Annotated in this window: 14 protein-coding genes; 3 read left to right on the forward strand and 11 right to left on the reverse strand. The window is 42.8% G+C overall.

Annotation, left to right across the window (positions count from 1 at the left end; translation table 11 throughout):
- Positions 1-40: 40 nt before the first annotated feature.
- Positions 41-1,468: an NADP-dependent phosphogluconate dehydrogenase gene (gene gndA, locus AACU25_RS27815; RefSeq protein WP_045868329.1), complete on the reverse strand. Its 1,428-nt coding sequence runs from the start codon at positions 1,466-1,468 to the stop codon at positions 41-43.
- A gap of 449 nt (positions 1,469-1,917) precedes the next feature.
- Between gndA and AACU25_RS27820 the strand changes: the two genes are divergently transcribed.
- Entirely contained in the window at positions 1,918-2,712 is a 795-nt protein-coding gene (locus tag AACU25_RS27820) for a Ycf66 family protein (protein ID WP_096581217.1), read from the forward strand.
- A 117-nt stretch (positions 2,713-2,829) separates the two neighbouring features.
- Here the strand turns inward: AACU25_RS27820 and AACU25_RS27825 are convergent, their stop codons facing one another.
- Positions 2,830-3,360 carry a CAP domain-containing protein gene (locus AACU25_RS27825; RefSeq protein ID WP_096584161.1) on the reverse strand — a complete coding sequence of 177 codons (531 nt, stop codon included), beginning with the start codon at positions 3,358-3,360 and terminating at the stop codon, positions 2,830-2,832.
- Between the two features lie 316 nt (positions 3,361-3,676).
- A complete protein-coding gene (locus tag AACU25_RS27830; protein ID WP_096581219.1) occupies positions 3,677-4,453 on the reverse strand; it encodes an ABC transporter permease in 777 nt (258 codons plus the stop codon).
- A 292-nt stretch (positions 4,454-4,745) separates the two neighbouring features.
- Here AACU25_RS27830 and AACU25_RS27835 point away from each other — a divergent pair, with 292 nt between their 5' ends.
- A complete protein-coding gene (locus AACU25_RS27835; RefSeq protein ID WP_096581221.1) occupies positions 4,746-5,891 on the forward strand; it encodes a DegT/DnrJ/EryC1/StrS family aminotransferase in 1,146 nt (381 codons plus the stop codon).
- Positions 5,892-5,983: 92 nt separating this feature from the next.
- On the opposite strand, the gene AACU25_RS27840 is transcribed toward AACU25_RS27835, so the two are convergent.
- Positions 5,984-6,727, reverse strand: coding sequence for a DUF561 domain-containing protein (locus tag AACU25_RS27840; protein WP_096581223.1), 744 nt, complete (start codon positions 6,725-6,727; stop codon positions 5,984-5,986).
- Between the two features lie 53 nt (positions 6,728-6,780).
- Positions 6,781-8,262, reverse strand: a complete 1,482-nt coding sequence (gene rppB, locus AACU25_RS27845) for a two-component system sensor histidine kinase RppB (protein WP_096581225.1) — start codon at positions 8,260-8,262, stop codon at positions 6,781-6,783.
- 374 nt (positions 8,263-8,636) lie between these two features.
- On the opposite strand from rppB, the gene AACU25_RS27850 reads away from it, so the two are divergent.
- On the forward strand, positions 8,637-9,443 hold the full coding sequence (locus AACU25_RS27850; RefSeq protein WP_096581227.1) for a hypothetical protein: 807 nt from the start codon (positions 8,637-8,639) through the stop codon (positions 9,441-9,443).
- A 4-nt stretch (positions 9,444-9,447) separates the two neighbouring features.
- Here AACU25_RS27850 and rppA read toward each other — a convergent pair whose 3' ends face one another.
- From rppA to AACU25_RS27880, 6 genes are all read right to left on the reverse strand, one after another.
- Complete coding sequence (gene rppA, locus AACU25_RS27855) at positions 9,448-10,149, reverse strand: two-component system response regulator RppA (protein WP_096581229.1); 702 nt, start codon at positions 10,147-10,149, stop codon at positions 9,448-9,450.
- Between the two features lie 46 nt (positions 10,150-10,195).
- Entirely contained in the window at positions 10,196-10,681 is a 486-nt protein-coding gene (locus tag AACU25_RS27860; protein WP_096581231.1) for a hypothetical protein, read from the reverse strand.
- A gap of 21 nt (positions 10,682-10,702) precedes the next feature.
- On the reverse strand, positions 10,703-13,777 hold the full coding sequence (locus AACU25_RS27865; RefSeq protein WP_096581233.1) for an efflux RND transporter permease subunit: 3,075 nt from the start codon (positions 13,775-13,777) through the stop codon (positions 10,703-10,705).
- A gap of 10 nt (positions 13,778-13,787) precedes the next feature.
- Positions 13,788-15,425, reverse strand: coding sequence for an efflux RND transporter periplasmic adaptor subunit (locus tag AACU25_RS27870; RefSeq protein WP_096581235.1), 1,638 nt, complete (start codon positions 15,423-15,425; stop codon positions 13,788-13,790).
- Positions 15,426-16,295: 870 nt separating this feature from the next.
- The gene (locus AACU25_RS27875) at positions 16,296-16,982 is read right to left on the reverse strand and encodes a DUF305 domain-containing protein (protein ID WP_096581239.1); all 687 of its coding nucleotides are present in this window, start codon (positions 16,980-16,982) and stop codon (positions 16,296-16,298) included.
- A gap of 210 nt (positions 16,983-17,192) precedes the next feature.
- The gene (locus AACU25_RS27880) at positions 17,193-19,217 is read right to left on the reverse strand and encodes a WD40 repeat domain-containing serine/threonine-protein kinase (protein ID WP_096581241.1); all 2,025 of its coding nucleotides are present in this window, start codon (positions 19,215-19,217) and stop codon (positions 17,193-17,195) included.
- Positions 19,218-19,564: the final 347 nt, after the last annotated feature.

Below are 19,564 nucleotides of genomic sequence, written 5' to 3' on the forward strand. Positions count from 1 at the left end.
AGTAAATATTGAAGCTTTCTACACCATCACAGAATGTAGTTTACTTTTTCTCATCAATGGGAACCCACTCAGTGTGGAAGCTTCCAGGCTTATCGGTACGCAGGTAGGTGTGTGCACCGAAGTAGTCGCGTTGTGCTTGAGTGAGGTTTTGAGGCAAGCGATCGCGGCGATAGCTGTCAAAATAATCTAAAGAAGCGCTAAATGCTGGGACAGGAATTCCCAATTTAGCTGCTGTCATGATTACTTCCCGCCAAGCTGCTTGTCTGTCGAGAATTGTTTGCTTAAATTCGGGAGCTAATAGCAAGTTAGGCAATGCTGGATTTTCGTTAAAAGCCTTCTTAATCTTATTCAAGAAGCCAGCGCGAATAATACAACCTCCTTTCCAAATCCGCGCCATTTCGCTCAGGTTCAGATCCCATTTATAAGTGGCGGAAGCTGTAGATAACAGCGCCATCCCTTGAGCGTAAGAACAGATTTTTGAGCAATACAGAGCATCACGGACTTTATTGATAAAGTCTTTGACTTGCCCATCATACTTACCGCTAGGGCCTGTCAAAATCTTCGATGCTGCTACCCGTTCTTCTTTAATAGAAGAGATAATCCGAGCATTAACTGCGGCGGTAATAGTGGGGATAGAAACGCCCAATTCCAATGCAGTCTGTACAGTCCAACGTCCAGTTCCCTTTTGACCTGCTGCGTCAACAATCAAATCTACTAGTGGTAGATTTGTTTCTGGGTCAATGTAGGGGAAGATATTCTTCGTAATCTCAATCAAAAATGAATCGAGTTCATCAGTGGTGTTCCATTGAGCGAAGACTTCATGCAGCTGATTATGGTCAAGTCCAGCCGCATTTTTGAGCAAATCGTAGGCTTCAGCAATTAGCTGCATATCACCATACTCAATGCCGTTATGCACCATTTTGACATAGTGACCAGAACCACCAGGCCCAATATAAGTTACACAAGGGCCATCATCGACTTGAGCCGCAATTTTGTTAAAAATTGGTGACAGATACTCATAAGAGCTTTTTGTACCACCAGGCATTAGGGATGGGCCATTGAGTGCGCCTTCTTCGCCACCACTCACACCCATACCAAGATATCGTAAACCTGTAGGCTCTAATTCCTGGGTGCGTCGTTCTGTATCTTCAAACCAAGAGTTGCCACCGTCGATAATGATATCGCCTTCGTCCAGCAAAGGTCTGAGTTGAGAAATAACTGCGTCTACTGGCTTACCAGCTTGCACCATCACTAAGATTTTGCGGGGACGTTCTAGTGCAGCTACGAATTCTTCCAGGGTAAAGGCGGCTTTAACATTCCGTCCTGTCGCGCGTTGAGCCATGAAGGCATCGGTCTTTTCTCTGGAGCGGTTATAAACTGCAATTGGGAAGCCATTACGCTCGACGTTTAGAGCGATATTTTCGCCCATAACGGCTAAACCAATCACACCAAAGCTTTGTAGGGTCATAAACTATGTTTGGCTAACTCTTGCAGATCCTTTTATCTTTAAGGGTAGTCCGAGATATTAGCTTCTCTCCTAAAGAAGATCTTAAGAAAGCATTAATCTCAGAGACAAAAATCCGCAGCTAACATAGGTGATTAATTTTAATTTGTATCTAAATCAACAATTAGGTTGCAAAATTTGCAAAATTAAAATATCTGATCAAAGGGGCGAGGAACTTAGAGAATGGGGCCTAGTACTGCTGCGACAAAGTCAAAAGCAGCCAGCACGTTACGCGGAGAACCCGTTGTAGCAAAACTCAAAAGTCAAACGTCAAACATTTTGCCTATCAAGGCTTTGGCCTAATTCCAATGGTTGCTTGATTGGCGCTGTTTTGTACTAGGGAATAGAGTGATTTTTCACCCCTCAGCCCTAAACCCTAACCCCTAACCCCTAGTAAAAGGAGAAACCAAATAATGCTGGCATTTGTCCTAGCTTTGGCGGTGGGCCTTGGTAGCTTAACCATTTATTTAGCAGCTTTCTTTTTTCCAGAAATCCATCGGAAGAATGACTTTATTTGGAGTGGCGTAGGGCTATTCTACGCCTTAATGTTATGGGTTTTTGCACCACGTATTAATGGCGGTCTTTTACTGGGTCACGTAGCTAGTGTTGCGCTTTTAGGCTGGTTTGGTTGGCAAACTTTCTCATTACGCCGACAAGTGACACCAAGGGCCCAACAAACACCTGTTCCCAGTTCCGACGCTGTCAAAACTTCAATTCAGCAACAGGTTACTAAGTTGTCATTCCCAGAACGGTTAGCTCAGTTGCAACAGGGTATTGGTAACACCTTGAATGGCGCTAAAAATCGATTCCAAAAAACTGATAAAAAAACCTCACCAGTTGCGAAAACTCCAGCAACTATCGCTACACCCAAAGTTCCGCCTACTGTAGAAATTATTGACAACACCACAGCTATACCAGAAACACCACCAGAGGAAGCGATCGCAACTAGTGAAGCTCCCACTTTGATACTAGAAACACCAGTAGATGAGGTAGTCACCACTAACGAAACCACCACGACAAGCGAGACAATACCAGAAGTAATTCCTCCAAATCCCCCATCTCCCGAATTAGTGGAAGCTGCACAACCACATACTGAGGTTGAGGATAAAGAACCGATTCCCGTCGAAGAAGTTGCACCGGATGCTGTACTTGCTCCTCCAGCAGAAGCACCACCAGAACAACTACCGCCTAATAATCCAGCTAGTTAAATCTAGTGGGCGATCGCAAAAGTGATAAGAATTGGTGAGGGGTCAGATCCCCGACTTCTTGAAGAAGTCGGGGATCTTGCAGCCCAACGAAGTTGACTTGCCAGACTACTAGTAGTTTTAACCCCGTAAAAATAACTGGGTAATGATATAGATATTACCCTTGCGCCACACTCCTACACCTGTTTCTCTGAAGACTGGACGGAGAATATTTTCCCTGTGTCCTGGACTTTTTAACCAACCATCAACGGCAGGTTGTACAGGCTGAGAAATATTTTTGCTTCTAAATAAGTTTTCTCCTACCATCCAATAGGAGATTCCGCCAGCGCTGACTCTATCGCTGAGGGTACTACCATCAATTCCGGTGTGGCTGAAAAAATTTTTTTCTGCCATCTGCTGACTGTAATTGCGGGCTACTTGCGCTAGTTTTTCATTATTTTTTAAAGGCTGAAGCCCATTTTTTTGGCGCACTTGGTTAATTTGTTGCCGAACTTGTGACTCAATTTCGGCAGTTTGTGGGGTTTGTGCTGGCTGTGGCGGTTGTGGTGGTTTGTTGGATGGAATTTCAATGTGTGGTAAGGGTGGCAAATACTCGATCGCTTGCTCACATCCTGTTAAACAAAGCGCGATCGCAATCCCTCCTGCTCTCATTATTTTCGATAAATGGTGTTGGCGCTGCAATATCCCATTTATCCACCAATGAAACAGTGTAGATCTGGCGATCGCACCACTGCGGTATATTTGCTTAGTCACGGAATACTTCTTGCTGCTTGATTTCCATTTTCACAAACAAATGTAACAAAATTAGGAGGTTGGCATTTGTCATTTGGTAATGGGTAATGGGTGTTTGGGGTTTGCCATTCATTAATTCTCCCCTGCTCCCTGCTCCCTGCCCCCTTGCCTCATCTCCCTCATCTCCCTCATCTCCCTGCCCCCTGCTCCCTGCCCCCTTGCCTCATCCCCCTCATCACCTAATCAGCTGGGCGGTGGAGTTGAAAAACTGACGACACAAACCTCTGGTGACTAACAGAGTTGTGAGCAAGTTAGCAAAAGCAACCATAAACAGCAATAAAATTTCGTAGGATACAGCGTCGGGGGGTTGTACGCCACCGAGTAATTGTCCGGTGGTGATTCCTGGTAGTGCAACCATACCGATGAGCATCATTTGATTTAAGGTAGGCATTAAGCCAGCGCGAATGGCTTCTTTGCGGTATTGGGTAATAGCTTGCTGGGGAGTTGCGCCTAAGCTTAAGTGAGTTTCGATTTCTAAATGGGAAGAGTTGATGGTATTTACCAGACGTTCGCCTGCGATCGCAGCTGCATTCATGGCATTACCTATAACTACCCCAGCTAGCGGAATTATATATCTAGGTTCGTACCATCTTTCTGGTTGAATAATCAAAAAGATGCTATAAAGCACAGTCAATGCTGTACTAACAAAAATTGACCCCCACACCCAAGGCAACACAAGGGGAAGTTTTTGACTGATGCGGTTTCGTGCGACAATCGCCGTAATCGTCAGCATGATTACTAGAATTGCCAAAACCCCCCAAACGTTGTTTACAGCAAAGATGAAGTCCAAAACGTATCCCAAGACGAGTAGCTGGAGAATAGTTCTTCCAGTAGCGAAAACCAAGTTCAACTCTAGCCCTAACTTTTCCCAAGCAGACAAACCAACTGCGATCGCCATCAAGCCAATTGCGATCGCTAAATCAGCTAAATCTAATTTGATCAAATCTTGCATTAGTTACCTCCAGGGGGTGGGGACTGGGGATTAGGGACTGGGGACTGGGGACTGGGGACTGGAGACTGGGGATTAGGGAGATGAGGGGAGAAGGGGAAATCAAAAACACCCAATTACCCAGTACCAATTACCCATTACCAAATGACAAATGACAAACACCAAATGCCCAGTATAAACCCTCAATAATACGTATTTCCTGCAACAGTCTGCTGTGATTTTCTAATTGACAATTTAATCAGCAACAATTAGCCGTTGAAGTGCATCTTTTGTATTTCCAGATTCATAAAAACTCATGATCCAAAGTTTAAATTCCGTTCCTGCCTTTGATATTAAACAGCAATACTCCACTATAGAAGCAGAAGTGAGTGCTGCTGTTTTAGAAGTTCTGGCTTCTGGTCGTTATATTGGCGGGCCTGTAGTAGAAGGTTTTGAAAAACAGTTTGCTGCTTATCATGGCGTAACTGAATGTGTAGCTTGTAATTCTGGTACTGATGCACTTTTTCTCGCGCTACGGGCTTTAAATATTGGCGCAGGTGATGAAGTAATTACGACAACTTTCACTTTTATTGCTACGGCTGAGGTAATTAGTGCTGTAGGTGCCAAGCCAGTTTTTGTTGATATTGATGATACTTTTAATTTTGATTTACAACAGGTAGCAGCGGCAATTACGCCCAAAACAAAAGCTATTATCCCAGTTCACCTGTTTGGGCAACCTGTACATATGACGGCGCTAATGGCGATCGCACAGTCTCACAATTTGGTGGTAATTGAAGATTGTGCCCAAGCTACAGGCGCAAGTTGGGGTGGTCAAAAAGTAGGTAGTATTGGACACATTGGTTGCTTTAGTTTTTACCCCACGAAAAACCTCGGCGGTTGTGGAGATGGTGGCGCAATCACTACTAATGACCCAGCTATTGCCAGTCAACTGCGGGTATTACGGGAACATGGTAGCAAAGTTCGCTACCTTCATGAAGAAATTGGCGTAAATAGCCGTTTGGATTCAATACAGGCAGTAATTTTAGAAATAAAACTGCGTTATTTGGATAATTGGAATGAAAGACGGCGGGCGATCGCAGCTTATTATCACGAATTCCTCAACCAAGTCCCCGGTTTGATCGCGCCTCAAGAATTAGCCGGGGGCGTTGGGGTATGGAATCAATATACAATTCGCGTCTCTGGTAAAGGGCGAAATGGAGCTACTGCCCAATATCGAGACTCAGTGCGCCAGCAATTGCAGGAAAAAGGTGTGGGTTCAATGGTTTATTATCCCCTGCCTTTACATTTGCAGCCAGTTTATCAAGACCTCGGCTATCAACCAGGATACCTACCAGTATCAGAGCAAATCTCTCATGAGGTGATTGCTTTACCCATGTATCCAGAACTAACCCAAGAACAGCAAGACCAAGTGATTTACGCCCTGAAGGATTGTTTGGGATAAAAGAGGCAGGGAGCAGGGAGCAGGGAGCAGGGGGAGCAAGGGAAAATCATTTATGTCCTATGTCCTATGCCCTATGCCCCATGCCCCATGCCCTATTTAACCTCTACTTTAGCGGTTGCTAAGGCTTCAACGATGCTGCGAACGGCGGCAATCATGGCTACTTCGCTGTTGAGTTGGTTAATAGCGGAACCAACACCAACACCAGCAGCACCAGCAGCGATCGCAAGTGGTGCTGTGACGCTAGAAATGCCGGAAGCGCATAATACTGGTACGGAAACTGCACGGGAAATTTCAAAAGCTGCTGCCAAGGTGGGAGCAGCTTTTTCAATTAAGCCCAAGGTTCCGGGGTGGACGGGGTTGCTGCTGGTGCCGCCTTCGGTTTGGATAATATCAGCGCCAGCTTTGACTAGTTCTTCTGCTAGTTGTACCTGTTGATCTAGTTTCAGGATGTGGGGAACGGTAACAGATAAGGTAATTTCTGGCAGTAAGGCGCGGGTTTGGTGAGTTAGTGCGAGAACTTCCTCAGCCTCAAATTTACGGCCTTGAGCATAGAAAGAATCAAAATTTCCGATTTCAATTAAATCTGCACCAGCTGCCACAGCTTGCAAAAATTTTTCTGGCTCTACTGCTGATACACAGATTGGTAAATTGGTCAATGTTTTTGCTAATTTGACTAAATCAGCATCGGCAGCGATATCAACAAATGTAGCACCACCTAAATCGGCGGCTTTGATAGTAGCGGCGACGCGATCGCTATCAAAGTTATTTAAACCGCTGATCGCTTTCAGGACACAGCGGTTAGCAAAAGCACGTTGAAGAGAAGAATGCATTGTCATACTTCGTTGTTTGAAGCTACGAAAATTAGGTATATTCTACCGTTAGTCATTTGTTATTTGTCATTTGGTGTTTGGTGTTTGGTGTTTGGTGTTTGGTGTTTGGTGTTTGTTATTTCCCTTTGTCCCCAGTCCCCAGTCCCCAGTCCCCAGTCCCCAGTCCCCAGTCCCCAATCCCCAGTCCCTAATCCCCAATCCCCAATCCTAAAGGGTAACTTAACTGTAAAAGTGCTACCTTTACCTAATTCGCTTTGTACGTCTAAGCTACCGTGGTGTGTTTGGACGATGGCTTTGGCGATCGCTAATCCTAATCCAGAACCGCCGGTAGTGCGAGAGCGATCGCTGTTGACTCGGTAGAAGCGATCAAAGATTCGTGTCAGTTCTGGCTGGGGAATACCAATGCCTGTATCTTCGACTTGAATCACGGCATAATGATCATTGCGGTCTAGGCTAACTTTTACCTTTCCCCCGGCTGGGGTGTAGTGAATGGCATTGACAATTAAGTTAGAAAATAGACGGTAAAGCTGATCTTGATTGCCAACTACATTCAGCGGTTGGGAAAGCTGGATGGAAGATGTGAGTGTAATATCAGCTGCGATCGCCAAAGCTGCAAATTCTTCTATTAAGTCGCTAATAATATCATCTAAACAGCAAATTTCACTTTGCAGCGGTATTGACTGACGATCTAAACGAGTTAATAGCAGCAAATCTGTAACTAAATTGGTAAGCCGCTGATTTTGGCGTTGTGTAGTGCGGAGAATTTCTCGCGCTTCGGCTTCATCCAGATGAGACATCATCAGCGCTGATTCTACTGTTGCTTGAGTTGCAGCTAAAGGTGTGCGTAATTCATGTGCTGCATCGGCTGTAAATTGTTGAATTTGCCTGTATGAGAGATAAATTGGTTTCATTGCTAATCCTGCTAACCACCAACTAGCAATGCCAACTAAACTCATGATGATGGGTAATCCCAATATTAAAGTCAGTTTTACTGCATTGAGATAACTATTAAAATCGGCAAGACTTCGCCCTACTTGAATGTAACCCCAATCGCGATTTTCTTGGGTGTGTAATGCAAAAGAAATTTGCTGATACAAGTTACCTTTACTATCTTTCAGAGTTTGCCAAAGTTCTTTTTTGAAAACTATCGGTAATCCTTCGGGATAATTACCTGCTATAGCAATTAAACGTCCTGAAATATCGTAAAAACGTACATAGTAATTGCTTTGATTGATAGCGCTTAAAATATGGCGCTTGGGACTTGATTTTTCGGGAATGCAACTTTGCCCAACCACACAAATATTAGGTAGAAAATTCTCTATAACTGGTTCTAGTTGTGCAGGTTGGCGTAGTTTTAGTTCAATAGTATCGTGTAAAGTCCCTGCCACAGATTCCAGTTCTCTACCTAATGTCATCGAATGAGCATGAGCAACTGCTTTATAAATGCCAAATCCGCAAATGCTTAAAATAAAAGCCATCACCAGCGCATACCACAGCGCCAAACGCAGGCGGGTTTGCTGAAATAGTTGATTTTGATTCATAAGCAGACATTTTCAGCAGATATAAGACTCATCTTTAATTTTTGAAATTCATGTAGGATGCGTTAGCGATAGCGTAACGCATCATTGCCAAAGCTTAAATTTGTTCACAAATCAAATCAGATTCCTATATGCAGTTTGTCTGGATAGATAAAACAGCACAATGCGATCGCAAAACGTAGGAAGATTGCCTTAATTGCTTAAGAATCCCTAGAATACTCGTGATATCGCTCATTTTATGATTTTTATTGACTCTGTTTTAATCATCAATTTATTTGAATTTGCGGTTGTAATTAATATCTAGTATTAATTCGGGTGCTGATAATTTTTACGAATGTTATATATGTTTGTATATTTACATATACAACGTAATCATAATGGCAGAATATTGTACAGTCTTAGGCTGCAACCAGTTAGTTTCAAAGCCAGGTTATAAACTGTGCTATAAGCATTGGAAAGTCAATAACTCAAAAACAAATAACTCTATAGATTCTCAAGCTGCTTCTATATCTAATTCGCATCCGCCTGTTTCTACTGCTACATTGCTATCAGCTACCAAAATCAGTGAGCGTCTTGGTGTATCGAGGAATGCTATTAATCCTATCTTGGCTGAACTCGGATTATTAGATAAAGTTCAGAATGGTTGGATAGCTACAAGTTTAGGGTTGAGCTTTGGGGGATTACAAAAGTTTGATGACAAAGGCAAAAAACCTTACGTTGTTTGGACAGAAGAAATCTTCAATAATCAAATTTTTCTTGACGCATTTCGCAAAATTAGCGAAAATGATGCCACTACAAACTTAACTTCTGATAACGGCAAATCAGACTTTCGTGAGAAGTTTCATGCTGGTAATTATCGCTCCACAGATGGACATTGGGTTCGTTCAAAAGCTGAGTTATCAATTGATAACTGGCTTTACATGGCTGGTTTAGTTCATGCTTATGAGCGAAAACTTCCAGTTGCAGAAGAAGTTTACTGTGATTTTTATATTCCTGCTGGTAGAGTTTATATTGAGTATTGGGGTTATGAAAATGACCCAGAATATCTATCACGTAAGAAAGAAAAACAGCACATTTATCATAAATATGAGTTTAATTTGATTGAACTTACAGATGAACATATTAAGAATCTTGATGATTATTTACCCACAATGCTGAGAGGATTTGGCATTATTGTGAACTAGAAACTTAGTACGGTGTTATGAGATTCAAGCGATATCCTGTACCATGCAAAGTTTCAATTATATTCTCGCAGCCACTATGAGCTAATTTACGACGCAGTAAACGCATTTGTGCTGCGACTACATTACTTGCTGGTTCTGCGCTGACTTCCCAAAGCTGATTACGAATTTGTTCTGTAGTCACAATTTGGTTGGGATGTTTCATAAAGTATTCTAATAGCTGAAACTCTTTATTTGTGAGCGGAATTTCCTGCTTATTACCCGCCTCATTATGGTTCACAACTAAATTGTTGCCGTAATCGAGAGTTAGATTACCCACAGTTAATTCCTGGGGTTGAAATTGGGGTGATCGCCTTTGTAATGCTCGCAATCTCGCTAATAATTCTGCCATGCCAAATGGCTTGACTAAATAATCATCTGCACCTGCATCTAATCCAGCAACTTTATCTTCCATACTGTCTTTAGCTGTGAGCATTAACACAGGTAAAGGATTTTTATGCAGGCGTAATCTTTTGCATAACTCTAATCCTGATATTCCTGGTATCATCCAATCGAAAATACCTAGGGTATATTGTGTCCAGCTATTTTCTAAATATGCCCAAGCATCGTTACCATCGAGTACCCAATCTACTAAATATTTATGTTGGGTAAGAGTTCGTTTAATTGCACCACCTAAATCTTCTTCATCTTCTACTAATAGCACTCGCATATATTAACTGTTGACTTTTGAATTTTGAATGTTTGCTAGCTAATATTTACCGATTAAAATTAAAGCGCCCGTCTACTTTTTTACCTTTAATATCTGCATTAATTTTCACCTGATACTGACCAGCCAAAGTATCATTTAATAAGCCTGTGTAATGCTGATCATTAGCATCATACTTAAAAGCAACTGTCTTTTGTTTGCCATCAGGTGACTGTACTTGAGCAGTAACATTAGCATCAGGTATTGCTTCGTGATTGTCACCTTTTAGTAAGTAAAAATCTAGGTGAGTTTTATTGGCTTCTTTCTCTGGTACAAACTCTAAATGGTAAGCGCCTGTCTCGACAACTTGGCCCCCATGAGTTTTACCATGCTGTCCTTCTGTTTTGGCGACAGATGCAGCTGATGGTTGAGCTTTAGCGTTAGAGGTGGCTGAATTCTTTTCGGTATTAGCTGCTGGTTGGTTATTGCTACAAGCACCTAAGAAAATCAAGCTAATACTGCCTAAAACAATCAAGCTAGATTTAATCAAATTCATAGATTTAAACCTCTTTTAAATTCACGATTTTTGTAACAAAATTTTGCCAAACTTAGCATATAAGGCGGGGATAACTACTAATGTTAATGCTGTAGATGTAAATAACCCACCTAAGACAACTATTGAAAGCGGTTGTAATATTTCTTTGCCAGGGCCGCTATCGACTATTAAGGGTGCTAACCCTAAAGCTGAGGTAAAGGCTGTCATTAAAATGGCGTTTAATCTTTCCATTGAACCTTTGATTAAAATCTCTTTCAAAGGCATTCCTTCGGCAAATTTGGTGTTGTAATTATCTACTAGCAATAAACCATTACGGGTTGCAACTCCAAACAGAGTGACAAAGCCGACTAAAGAAGCAATCGAAATAATACCGCCAGATAAGGCTACAGAGAATACTCCCCCTACCAATGCCAAAGGTAAGTTAATCATAATCATGGCGGTGGAAGGAATAGATTTGACAGAAATATACATAATGACTGTAATCGCCACAAAAGCGATCGCACTCGAAATTAAGATATTTTGGGTGGCTCTTTCTTGCGCCTCAAATTGTCCTGCATACTGGATATAGTAACCATTCGGCGGATGTACTTGCTGATTAACTTTTGTTTGAATTTCATTGACAATTGAGCGCAAATCTCTACCGCTAGTGTTAGCAGAGACAACAATTAAACGCGATACATTCTCCCGGTTAATCGTATTTGGGCCTGTACCATTTTCAATTGCTGCCACTTGCGCTAATGGTATCTTTTGCCCAGCCGGAGTATCGACTAATAAATTACGAATTGTATCTAAATTTTGCCTGGCTTCTGGCTTTAACCAGACAACTAAATCGAAGGTTTGTTGTTTATCTAAAATTTGGGAAACTACTTTACCATTCAGCGCAGTTTCAATAATTTGGGAAATTTTTCCTACTGTTAAACCATAGCGAGAAGCATCTGTACGATTAAATTTAATTTGTATTTGTTCGATGGGTACTTGCGGTTCAAGTTGTAAATCGACAATTCCATCGACAGTTTTCATTACTTCATTAACCTGACTCCCAATAGTGCGGAGTTGTGCTAAATCAGGGCCGAAAATCTTAACTGCGATCGCACTCCTCACTCCAGACAATACTTCATCCATGCGATGTGAGATGAAACCACCAATATTAGGCGCGACTCCTGGTAATTTCGCCAATTCTTCCCGCAGTTTTTTAATCGCCGCTTCCCTGTTTTCTGTGGCTTCGCGGCTTAATTCAATATCTAAATGCGCCAAATTCACCCCGGCTGCATCGCCATCACCAAGCGCACGTCCCGAACGCAACTGTACGTAAGGAAATCGCGCATCGCCTTTGAGTGCGTCTTGAATTGCTTCTCCTGCTGCGTTGGTAGCTTCTAATGATACGCCAGGGTAAAGAGTTAAGGTATTCACTAAAGTTTGCTCTTGAAACTCTGGTAAAAACACTCTCCCGAAACTAGGCGCGATCGCAATTGCGGCTACGGTACTTGCAGTCGCTATGGCTAAAATAATTCCCGAACGCCGCAAGGAAAATGTTAATAGCGGATAATACAACCGTTTAAAAAATCTTGCTACCCAAGGTTCTTGTTCTGGTAAATGACTGTGAGGTAATAAGATGGCACATAAAGCTGGAGTGATTGTCAATGCTGTGATACTCGAAGCAATCACCGCAGCCATATAACCAAAACCCATAGGGATAAAAATACTCCCTTCTACTCCTCCTAAAGCAAACACAGGAGTAAAAACAACCATTGTAATTATGGTTGCACCAAATACAGAATCTCGGACTTCTTGACAACCATCAAATACTACATCTAAAACGGGTCGAGGATGGGGGGAATATTTATTTTCGCGCAAATTGCGGAAAACATTTTCGGCATCAACAATTGCATCATCAACTGCTGAACCAATTGCAATCCCAAGACCTCCTAAAGTCATGGTATTTAAGCCTTGACCTAACCAATTTAAGAGGAAGATTCCCAGTAATAAAGATAAGGGCAGGGCAATTAAACAAATGGCGAGATTGCGCCAATTCATCAAGAAGGGAATGAGAATAAAAGCAACAATAATACTACCTTCGATTAAAGCTTCCCGTAGATTTTCAATGGAAGCATCAATATAATTTTCTTGGCGAAATGTAGGGGTAACTTTGATATCTTGAGGTAAGGCAGCTTTAATTTCTGTAATCGCCTGTTCTATGGCACGGGTAACGGTGGGAGTATCGGCTTGCGGCTGTTTGTTAATCATGACGATGACTGCTTTTTCACCGTTAAAACTGCCATCACCGCGTTTAATCGCTGCTCCAATTTGCACGTCAGCGACATCAGATATTTTGACTGGCGTACCATTACGGGCAGTAATTACTGATTGTTGTAATTCTGTTATAGATTCAATTCTGCCAATTCCCCGAATTAATTTTTCTCGGTCAGGTGTAATTAAATAACCACCAGGAGCATTAATATTTGCGGCTGCTGTTGCTTCTTCAACATCTGCCAAAGTGACATTAAAAGCTTTTAATTTTTCGGGATCAACTAATACTTGATATTGGCGAACATCGCCACCATAAGCGACAACCTGACTTACACCAGGAACAGCTAAAAGGCGATTTGTTACTTGCCAATCAACAATTCGCCGCACTTCCATTAAAGCTGTAGTTTTGGATGTAAAAGCATATTGCAGTACCGTACCGATGGGCGAACTAGTGGGAGAAATTTGTGGCGTTTCCACCCCAGCAGGTAACTTACTTTGTGCTTGTTGTAATCGTTCTGTTACTAGTTGACGCGCTTGATAAATGTCACTTCCCCAATTAAAAACGACTGTAACAACAGAAATTCCTGCTGCTGAAGATGAGCGTACAGTCGTGACTCCTGGTGTACCATTAATTGCACTTTCAATCGGTAGAGTTACCAGCGATTCCAATTCTTCCGGCGCAAGTCCTGGCGCTTCAGTTTGAATTTCTACTTGCGGTGGTGCAAAACTCGGAAAAACATCCAAAGGCATTTGAATAATCGTGCGAAATATCCAAATCATCAGGATAATTGCACTTAGAACCACCAGCCAACGGCGAGCGATCGCCCATTTAATGATCGCACTCAGCATCGTGACAATTTTAGATTTTGGATTTTGGATTTTGGATTACGGAATCCTTGCTGGCGACGTGATGGTTATCAACCCATTCTGGTGATAAATCTGGTTCTGCTATGGTTATTTGATATTGATGTTTGCTGCGACGACTAGCCCAGAAAACACCACCCATAAAAGCTACACCCATCAGTGCAACTCCTCCCCCTACTCCCACCCATAAAGGAACTGAAGCAATAGAACTTTTCTCTGCGGGTTCTACACTTCCATGTTCCCCTGCTTTCCCGCCTCCCCGCAGAGATTGTGCGTAAAGTTGCGGAGCGCGTTGTGTAACGATTAAATCACCCTCAAATAAACCAGTTTTTACTTCCACCATGTCACCAGAGGTTTGACCTAAAGTAACTTCCACAGGTTGATAGGCGTTACCATTTTGGATATAAACTTGCTGTTTACCGTTGGCTTCTACTACCGCCGCACTAGGGATAGCTAAAATAGCTGATGAGGTTTGGTCTGTTAACACTTCGAGTTCGGCAAACATTCCTGGTTTAAGCAATCCGCTAGAGTTATCCAGTTCCGCTTGCACTGGTACAACTCGCGATTCTCCTTCTACAACAGAACCAATGCGGGTAATTCTGCCCGTGAAACTACGATTAGGCACAGCAGCAACTTTAACACTTACCCTTTGGCTAGTCCTGACTTTGTTTAAATCTTTTTCGTAAATATTCGCTGTGGCAAAAACGCGGCTGTCATTGACAATCGTCATCAATTTACCGCCTGTATCTTCAAAAGATTGACCAAGGGTAACTTCTCTATCTGCCACTTTCCCAGTAATAGGCGATACCACTGTGACCAATCCTTGAGCATTGGCGCGGGTTCCTAATTGCGAGAGGCGAGTTTGATATGTGGTATTACTAAGCTGAATCCGTGATTTTGCCACCTCAACGGCTGATGCTGCACGTTTTAGCTGATTTTCTGCCTCAATAACTTCCCGGCGACTATTAGCTTTAGTCAGTTCCGCTTTCGCTTCCGCTAGCTGAGTTTGGGATTCTAAAGCTGTGCGTTGGGGTAAAGCGCCAGCCTCAGCTAACTGTTGATCCTTGTTGTACTTTTCTTGAGCAAATTTTACTTGAGTCTGCGCTTGAGCAATTTCAGCTGCGGCAATTTGTTGATAGCGATCGCGGTTTTGTTGCGCTAATTTTAAATCAGCTAAAGCTTGTTGTAAATCTGCCTGACCTTCTGCCAGCTTTTCTTGCGAATTAACCCGCAATTCCACCAAATCAGGACTAGATACCACAGCTAGCGGTTGACCTTTTTTAACTGTAGCGCCCGGTTCCACCAGCAACTCCACCACTTTTGCCTTAGCAATGGGGGTATTTACCTCTACTTTTTGGCTGGGAAGAGTTTCAATCTGTCCCGTGGTTTTAATTCCCACAGCTAGCAACTGGCGTTTAACTGCTTCGACTTTAATTCCTAACCGTTTAGCTGTTTGAGCATCAACTTGAATAGCTGCATTAGCTGAATTACCTTCACTTCCTCCTTGAAATTCATTACCATGTCCCCCGTGAGCTAAAACTGTTATAGAGTTTGTCAATACAAGCAGACTCAGCAATGTACCAGAAACAGAACGAATTGCCGTAATTGTTGGGAAACGCAGAGGTTTAGGCATCGCTATCAGGAATTATTAAGTATAGGAGCAGGTTTGCTCTGTAGGATTTTGTATGCACCTAATTCCCAGTCTTTCATCTGAAGATGAAATTGGCATGAAATGGATTGGGGACTGGGGATTAGGGACTGGGGATTAGGGATTGGGGACTGGGGAATTTAATGTATGGGGTGACAAAGGCAATGCATTGGCTTGCATTGTTAATGTATGGGGTGACAATCGCAATGCATCGCCTTAGATCGTTAATGTATGGGGTGACAAAGGCAATGCATTGGCTTGCATTGTTAATGTATGGGTTGACAAAGGCAATGCATTGGCTTGCATTGTTAATGTATGGGGTGACAAAGGCAATGCATCGCCCTACATCGTTAATGTATGGGGTGACAAAGGCAATGCATCGCCTTACACAAATTCATGAGCAATTTTTGTAGGCTAGAGACTTACATACATTGATGTCAACTTAACGTGAAACCCGCTTAGTTGCAAAGTTTCGCCCTCACCCTGTGCCCCTCTCCCACCAGGCTACGGTGTACACACAAATCGGAGTTATTTTGAGAGCCGGGTTTTACCCCCCTTAATCCCCCCTTGCCAAGGGGGGAAACAAGAAAATCTAGTTCCCTCCCCTTTCCAAGGGGAGGGTTAGGGTGGGGTAATTCGAGGAATGGTAGTGATTCGATAACTTGTGTGTACACCGTAGCTCCCACCAGGAGAGGGGAGCAAGAGATTTAGTTCCCCTTCTCCTGCGGGAGAAGGGGTTAGGGGATGAGGGCGCGAAGTATTTGTACAACACGCGCCATATATCGCTTTTAGCTTAAGTTGACACGTAGAGACTTACATAATTACCAATTCCCCAGTCCCCATTCCCCATTCCCCTCACTTGTTATACCAAGCCTTTCGCCACTGTTTCATTTGGTTAATCTCAGCGTCTTGTGCTTTGATGATTGCTTGCGCTAATTTCTTAATGTCAGAACGCTTTGTTTTTTGCAAGGCATCTTTAGCCATTGTCACAGCGCCTTCATGATGGGGAATCATCGCATCAATAAAGCGGAGGTCAAATTCTGCATCAGCTGCGCCTAAGTCCATGTTCATCATCATGGCTTGCATTTGCTCTGATGACATCTCCATCATCTGACCTTTTTGAGCATCATAAGCCATTGGTTTAGCTCCCGCTTTGGGATACCAAACTGTGCGCCAGCTTTTCATTTGGCTAATTTCTTGGTTTTGCGCTTTGATAATGTCGTCTGCAAGCTTTTTGATTTCTGGGCGTTTTGATTTTTGCTGTGCTTCTTTCGCCATGACAATCGCGCCTTGATGGTGGACAATCATGCCATCAATGAAGCGTAAATCATAATTAGCATCGGCTGGGCCTAAATCCATTGCCATGCTGTGATTCATCCCACCACCGTGATGCATCATACCATCGTGATTCATCTGGTGATCGTTATTGGTATGGTTTTGGGCGGTACTTTGGGAACAAGCCGTTACGACGCTACTAGATACAGATGCGATCGCAATTAAGCTGAATGACAAAAAACTATTTTTCCAGTTAGGGAATTGCATAGGGATTATGTTTATGAGTAATTTTGTGTATTACTCATATTTTGGCAACAAGAAATGAAATTACGATGAAATTCGACCAGATTTCAGACTGTACAATACACCCTTGTAGAGACGCGATTAATTCCAGAGACGCGATTAATCGCGTCTCTACAAGAGTTAAAAGATATTCCCCTTGTCCCCCTGCCCCCTGCCCCCTGCCCCCTGCTATCATCAAGGCAAATGCCAAATTTTAATCGTCTTATCCTTGCTACCACTGACTAAAGTTTTACCATTGGGACTAAAAGCCACTGCGTAAACTTCGGCTGTATGTCCTTGAAAAGTTTTGATGACTTCTCCTGTGGTTTTTTGCCAGACTTTTACAGTTTTGTCATCGCTAGCACTAGCAATATACTCGCCGTTGGGACTAAAAGCGATCGCATTCACATCGGCTGTGTGTTCTCCAAAGGTACGGATGAGTTTCCCTGTGTTCAGGTTCCAAAGTTTAATGGTTTTATCATCGCTGGCGCTGGCTAACAACTGTCCATTGGGACTGATGGCTAAAGCGTTGACATCGAGGGAATGTCCTTGCAGCGTATGTATTTCTTTACCTGTTTTTAGCTGCCAAATTTTGATAGTTCTATCAGCGCTAGCACTGACAATTTTCTCACCATCAGGGCTAATGGCAACAGCTAACACTTCTCTTGTGTGTCCTTTGAGGGTGCGAATTTCTTTACCTGTCGCTAAATCCCAGAGTTTAATAGTTTTATCGTAACTACCACTAACTACAGTTTGACCATCTGGGGTAATCGCCACAGAATTAACTAAATCGCGATGTCCATTTAAAGTGCGAATTTCCTTACCAGTGTTGAGATTCCAGATTTTGATGGTGTGGTTTTTATAACCTGCGATCGCAGTTTGACTATCTGGAGTAATTGCCACAGCATACACCCAACCAGAATCCGCTTTTAGGGTACGAATTACTTGTTTTTGCTGCAAGTTCCAAATTTTAACTGTTTGATCGTCGCTACCGCTAGCTAATATGCCTTCTTTTCCTGTGGCTATTTGCTGTAAGGGTAACAGCGCCACATTTGGTTGTTGACGTTGAGATTTAGGAGATGGGGAAATTGGCACAAAAGCCAGGGTATTAACTTCTCCACCATGTCCAGTTAGAGGTAAACTTTGCCAATATCCATATCCTGCCCATCCTACCAGCAAAATTGCGCCACCCATCAGCAGTTGATATGGTAACTGGGTTTTACCTAGCAGCTTTTGCAGATGAGTTGCAGCTTTCAGATTAAATCCTGAAACTTGAGGTTTACCAACATGATCCTGGAGAAAAGTTTTTTGTTGCGTTGGCTGTGGTAAATCTTGCAAAACTGCATTTGCTGATTGGTAGCGATGCTCAACTTCTTTTTGTAAAAGCTTATCTAATATCTGTTCTAATGGTGCAGATATGGGAGATTTCAGATGTTCTCGCCAACTCTTTACCCAGTTATAGCCAGCTTCCATATACAAATGCGATGGCTGAATTCCCGTTAACAGCGAAAAGCAAGTTACTCCCAAACTAAATAAATCGCTAGCTGGCGACGCTAAACCATACTTCATTTGTTCCATTGGCGCATAGCCATAAGAACCAATGCTAGTACCTGTAAGTTCTAGCGAGGTAGCGGTGACTTGCTTGGATACACCAAAATCAATCAACACTAAATTCCCCCCGGCGCTTTGAGACTGGGGGGAACGACGCATAATATTATCTGGCTTAATATCGCGGTGAATTACCTGATTTTCATGGACGAAATTCAGTACAGGTAATAATTCAGCTAAAAGTTGCCAAATTTTTGCTTCGCTAAAAGTACCTTGTTGTTTTAGTTCCTGTCGTAAACTTTGCCCTTGGATAAACTGCTGCACTAAGTACAGGTAGCTATCTTCACCAAAGTAAGCATACAAAGTGGGAATTTGCGGATGTTCTCCTAGCTGCTGCAAACGTCTTGCTTCTTCTTTAAACAGTTCTGTAGCTTTACGTAGCGCATTAGTGCCTTTTACTTGCGGTGATAGCTGCTTCACCACGCAATATTCTTTCAGTTTATCTTCATCTGCTGCTAAAAAAGTCCTACCAAATCCACCGCCTCCCAGTGGTTGAATAATGCAATAGCGATTCCGCAATAGTGGTGTCAATTTTGTCCCACAGCCTTGGCAAAAATTGCTATCTTGTGGGTTTACAGGTTGATCGCAGCTAGGATTCAGGCAGTAGGTCATTGTTCAGTATCTATCAGCCCTCGTAAGTATATGATAAATACTCTTGTGCATTTATTCCTAATTGCGATCGCGTTTCTCTACAATTTCCCCTCACAGTTCGCAAGTAGGCGCGATTTATCCGAAATATGTCAAGCTTTATAGGGGAAGGGGGAAAGGTGAAAGGGGAAAGGGTAAGGGGATAAAAACCTTTTCCCTTTTTACCCTTCCCCTTTCCCCCGCTTTCCTGGACGAATGTTAAATTTAAATCAGAAATTTCCTCAGTAGGGAAATGAATACCTCAACATAATTAATTACCAAAACTTCTTTTCCGTTCCCCAGTCCCCAGTCCCCAGTCCCCAGTCCCCAGT

This window comes from Tolypothrix tenuis PCC 7101 (genome assembly GCF_963874875.1).
Taxonomy (GTDB): Bacteria; Cyanobacteriota; Cyanobacteriia; order Cyanobacteriales; family Nostocaceae; genus Aulosira; species Aulosira tenue.

Excerpts from the sequence above, each read along its gene's own strand:
- AACU25_RS27820 (WP_096581217.1), top strand. The coding sequence starts at position 1,918 with ATGCTGGCATTTGTCCTAGCTTTGGCGGTGGGCCTTGGTAGCTTAACC.
- AACU25_RS27825 (WP_096584161.1), bottom strand. The coding sequence starts at position 3,360 with ATGAGAGCAGGAGGGATTGCGATCGCGCTTTGTTTAACAGGATGTGAG.
- AACU25_RS27865 (WP_096581233.1), bottom strand. The coding sequence starts at position 13,777 with ATGCTGAGTGCGATCATTAAATGGGCGATCGCTCGCCGTTGGCTGGTG.
- AACU25_RS27875 (WP_096581239.1), bottom strand. The coding sequence starts at position 16,982 with ATGCAATTCCCTAACTGGAAAAATAGTTTTTTGTCATTCAGCTTAATT.
- AACU25_RS27860 (WP_096581231.1), bottom strand. The coding sequence starts at position 10,681 with ATGAATTTGATTAAATCTAGCTTGATTGTTTTAGGCAGTATTAGCTTG.
- gndA (WP_045868329.1), bottom strand. The coding sequence starts at position 1,468 with ATGACCCTACAAAGCTTTGGTGTGATTGGTTTAGCCGTTATGGGCGAA.
- AACU25_RS27870 (WP_096581235.1), bottom strand. The coding sequence starts at position 15,425 with ATGCCTAAACCTCTGCGTTTCCCAACAATTACGGCAATTCGTTCTGTT.
- rppA (WP_096581229.1), bottom strand. The coding sequence starts at position 10,149 with ATGCGAGTGCTATTAGTAGAAGATGAAGAAGATTTAGGTGGTGCAATT.
- AACU25_RS27840 (WP_096581223.1), bottom strand. The coding sequence starts at position 6,727 with ATGACAATGCATTCTTCTCTTCAACGTGCTTTTGCTAACCGCTGTGTC.
- AACU25_RS27880 (WP_096581241.1), bottom strand. The coding sequence starts at position 19,217 with ATGACCTACTGCCTGAATCCTAGCTGCGATCAACCTGTAAACCCACAA.
- AACU25_RS27835 (WP_096581221.1), top strand. The coding sequence starts at position 4,746 with ATGATCCAAAGTTTAAATTCCGTTCCTGCCTTTGATATTAAACAGCAA.
- AACU25_RS27830 (WP_096581219.1), bottom strand. The coding sequence starts at position 4,453 with ATGCAAGATTTGATCAAATTAGATTTAGCTGATTTAGCGATCGCAATT.
- rppB (WP_096581225.1), bottom strand. The coding sequence starts at position 8,262 with ATGAATCAAAATCAACTATTTCAGCAAACCCGCCTGCGTTTGGCGCTG.
- AACU25_RS27850 (WP_096581227.1), top strand. The coding sequence starts at position 8,637 with ATGGCAGAATATTGTACAGTCTTAGGCTGCAACCAGTTAGTTTCAAAG.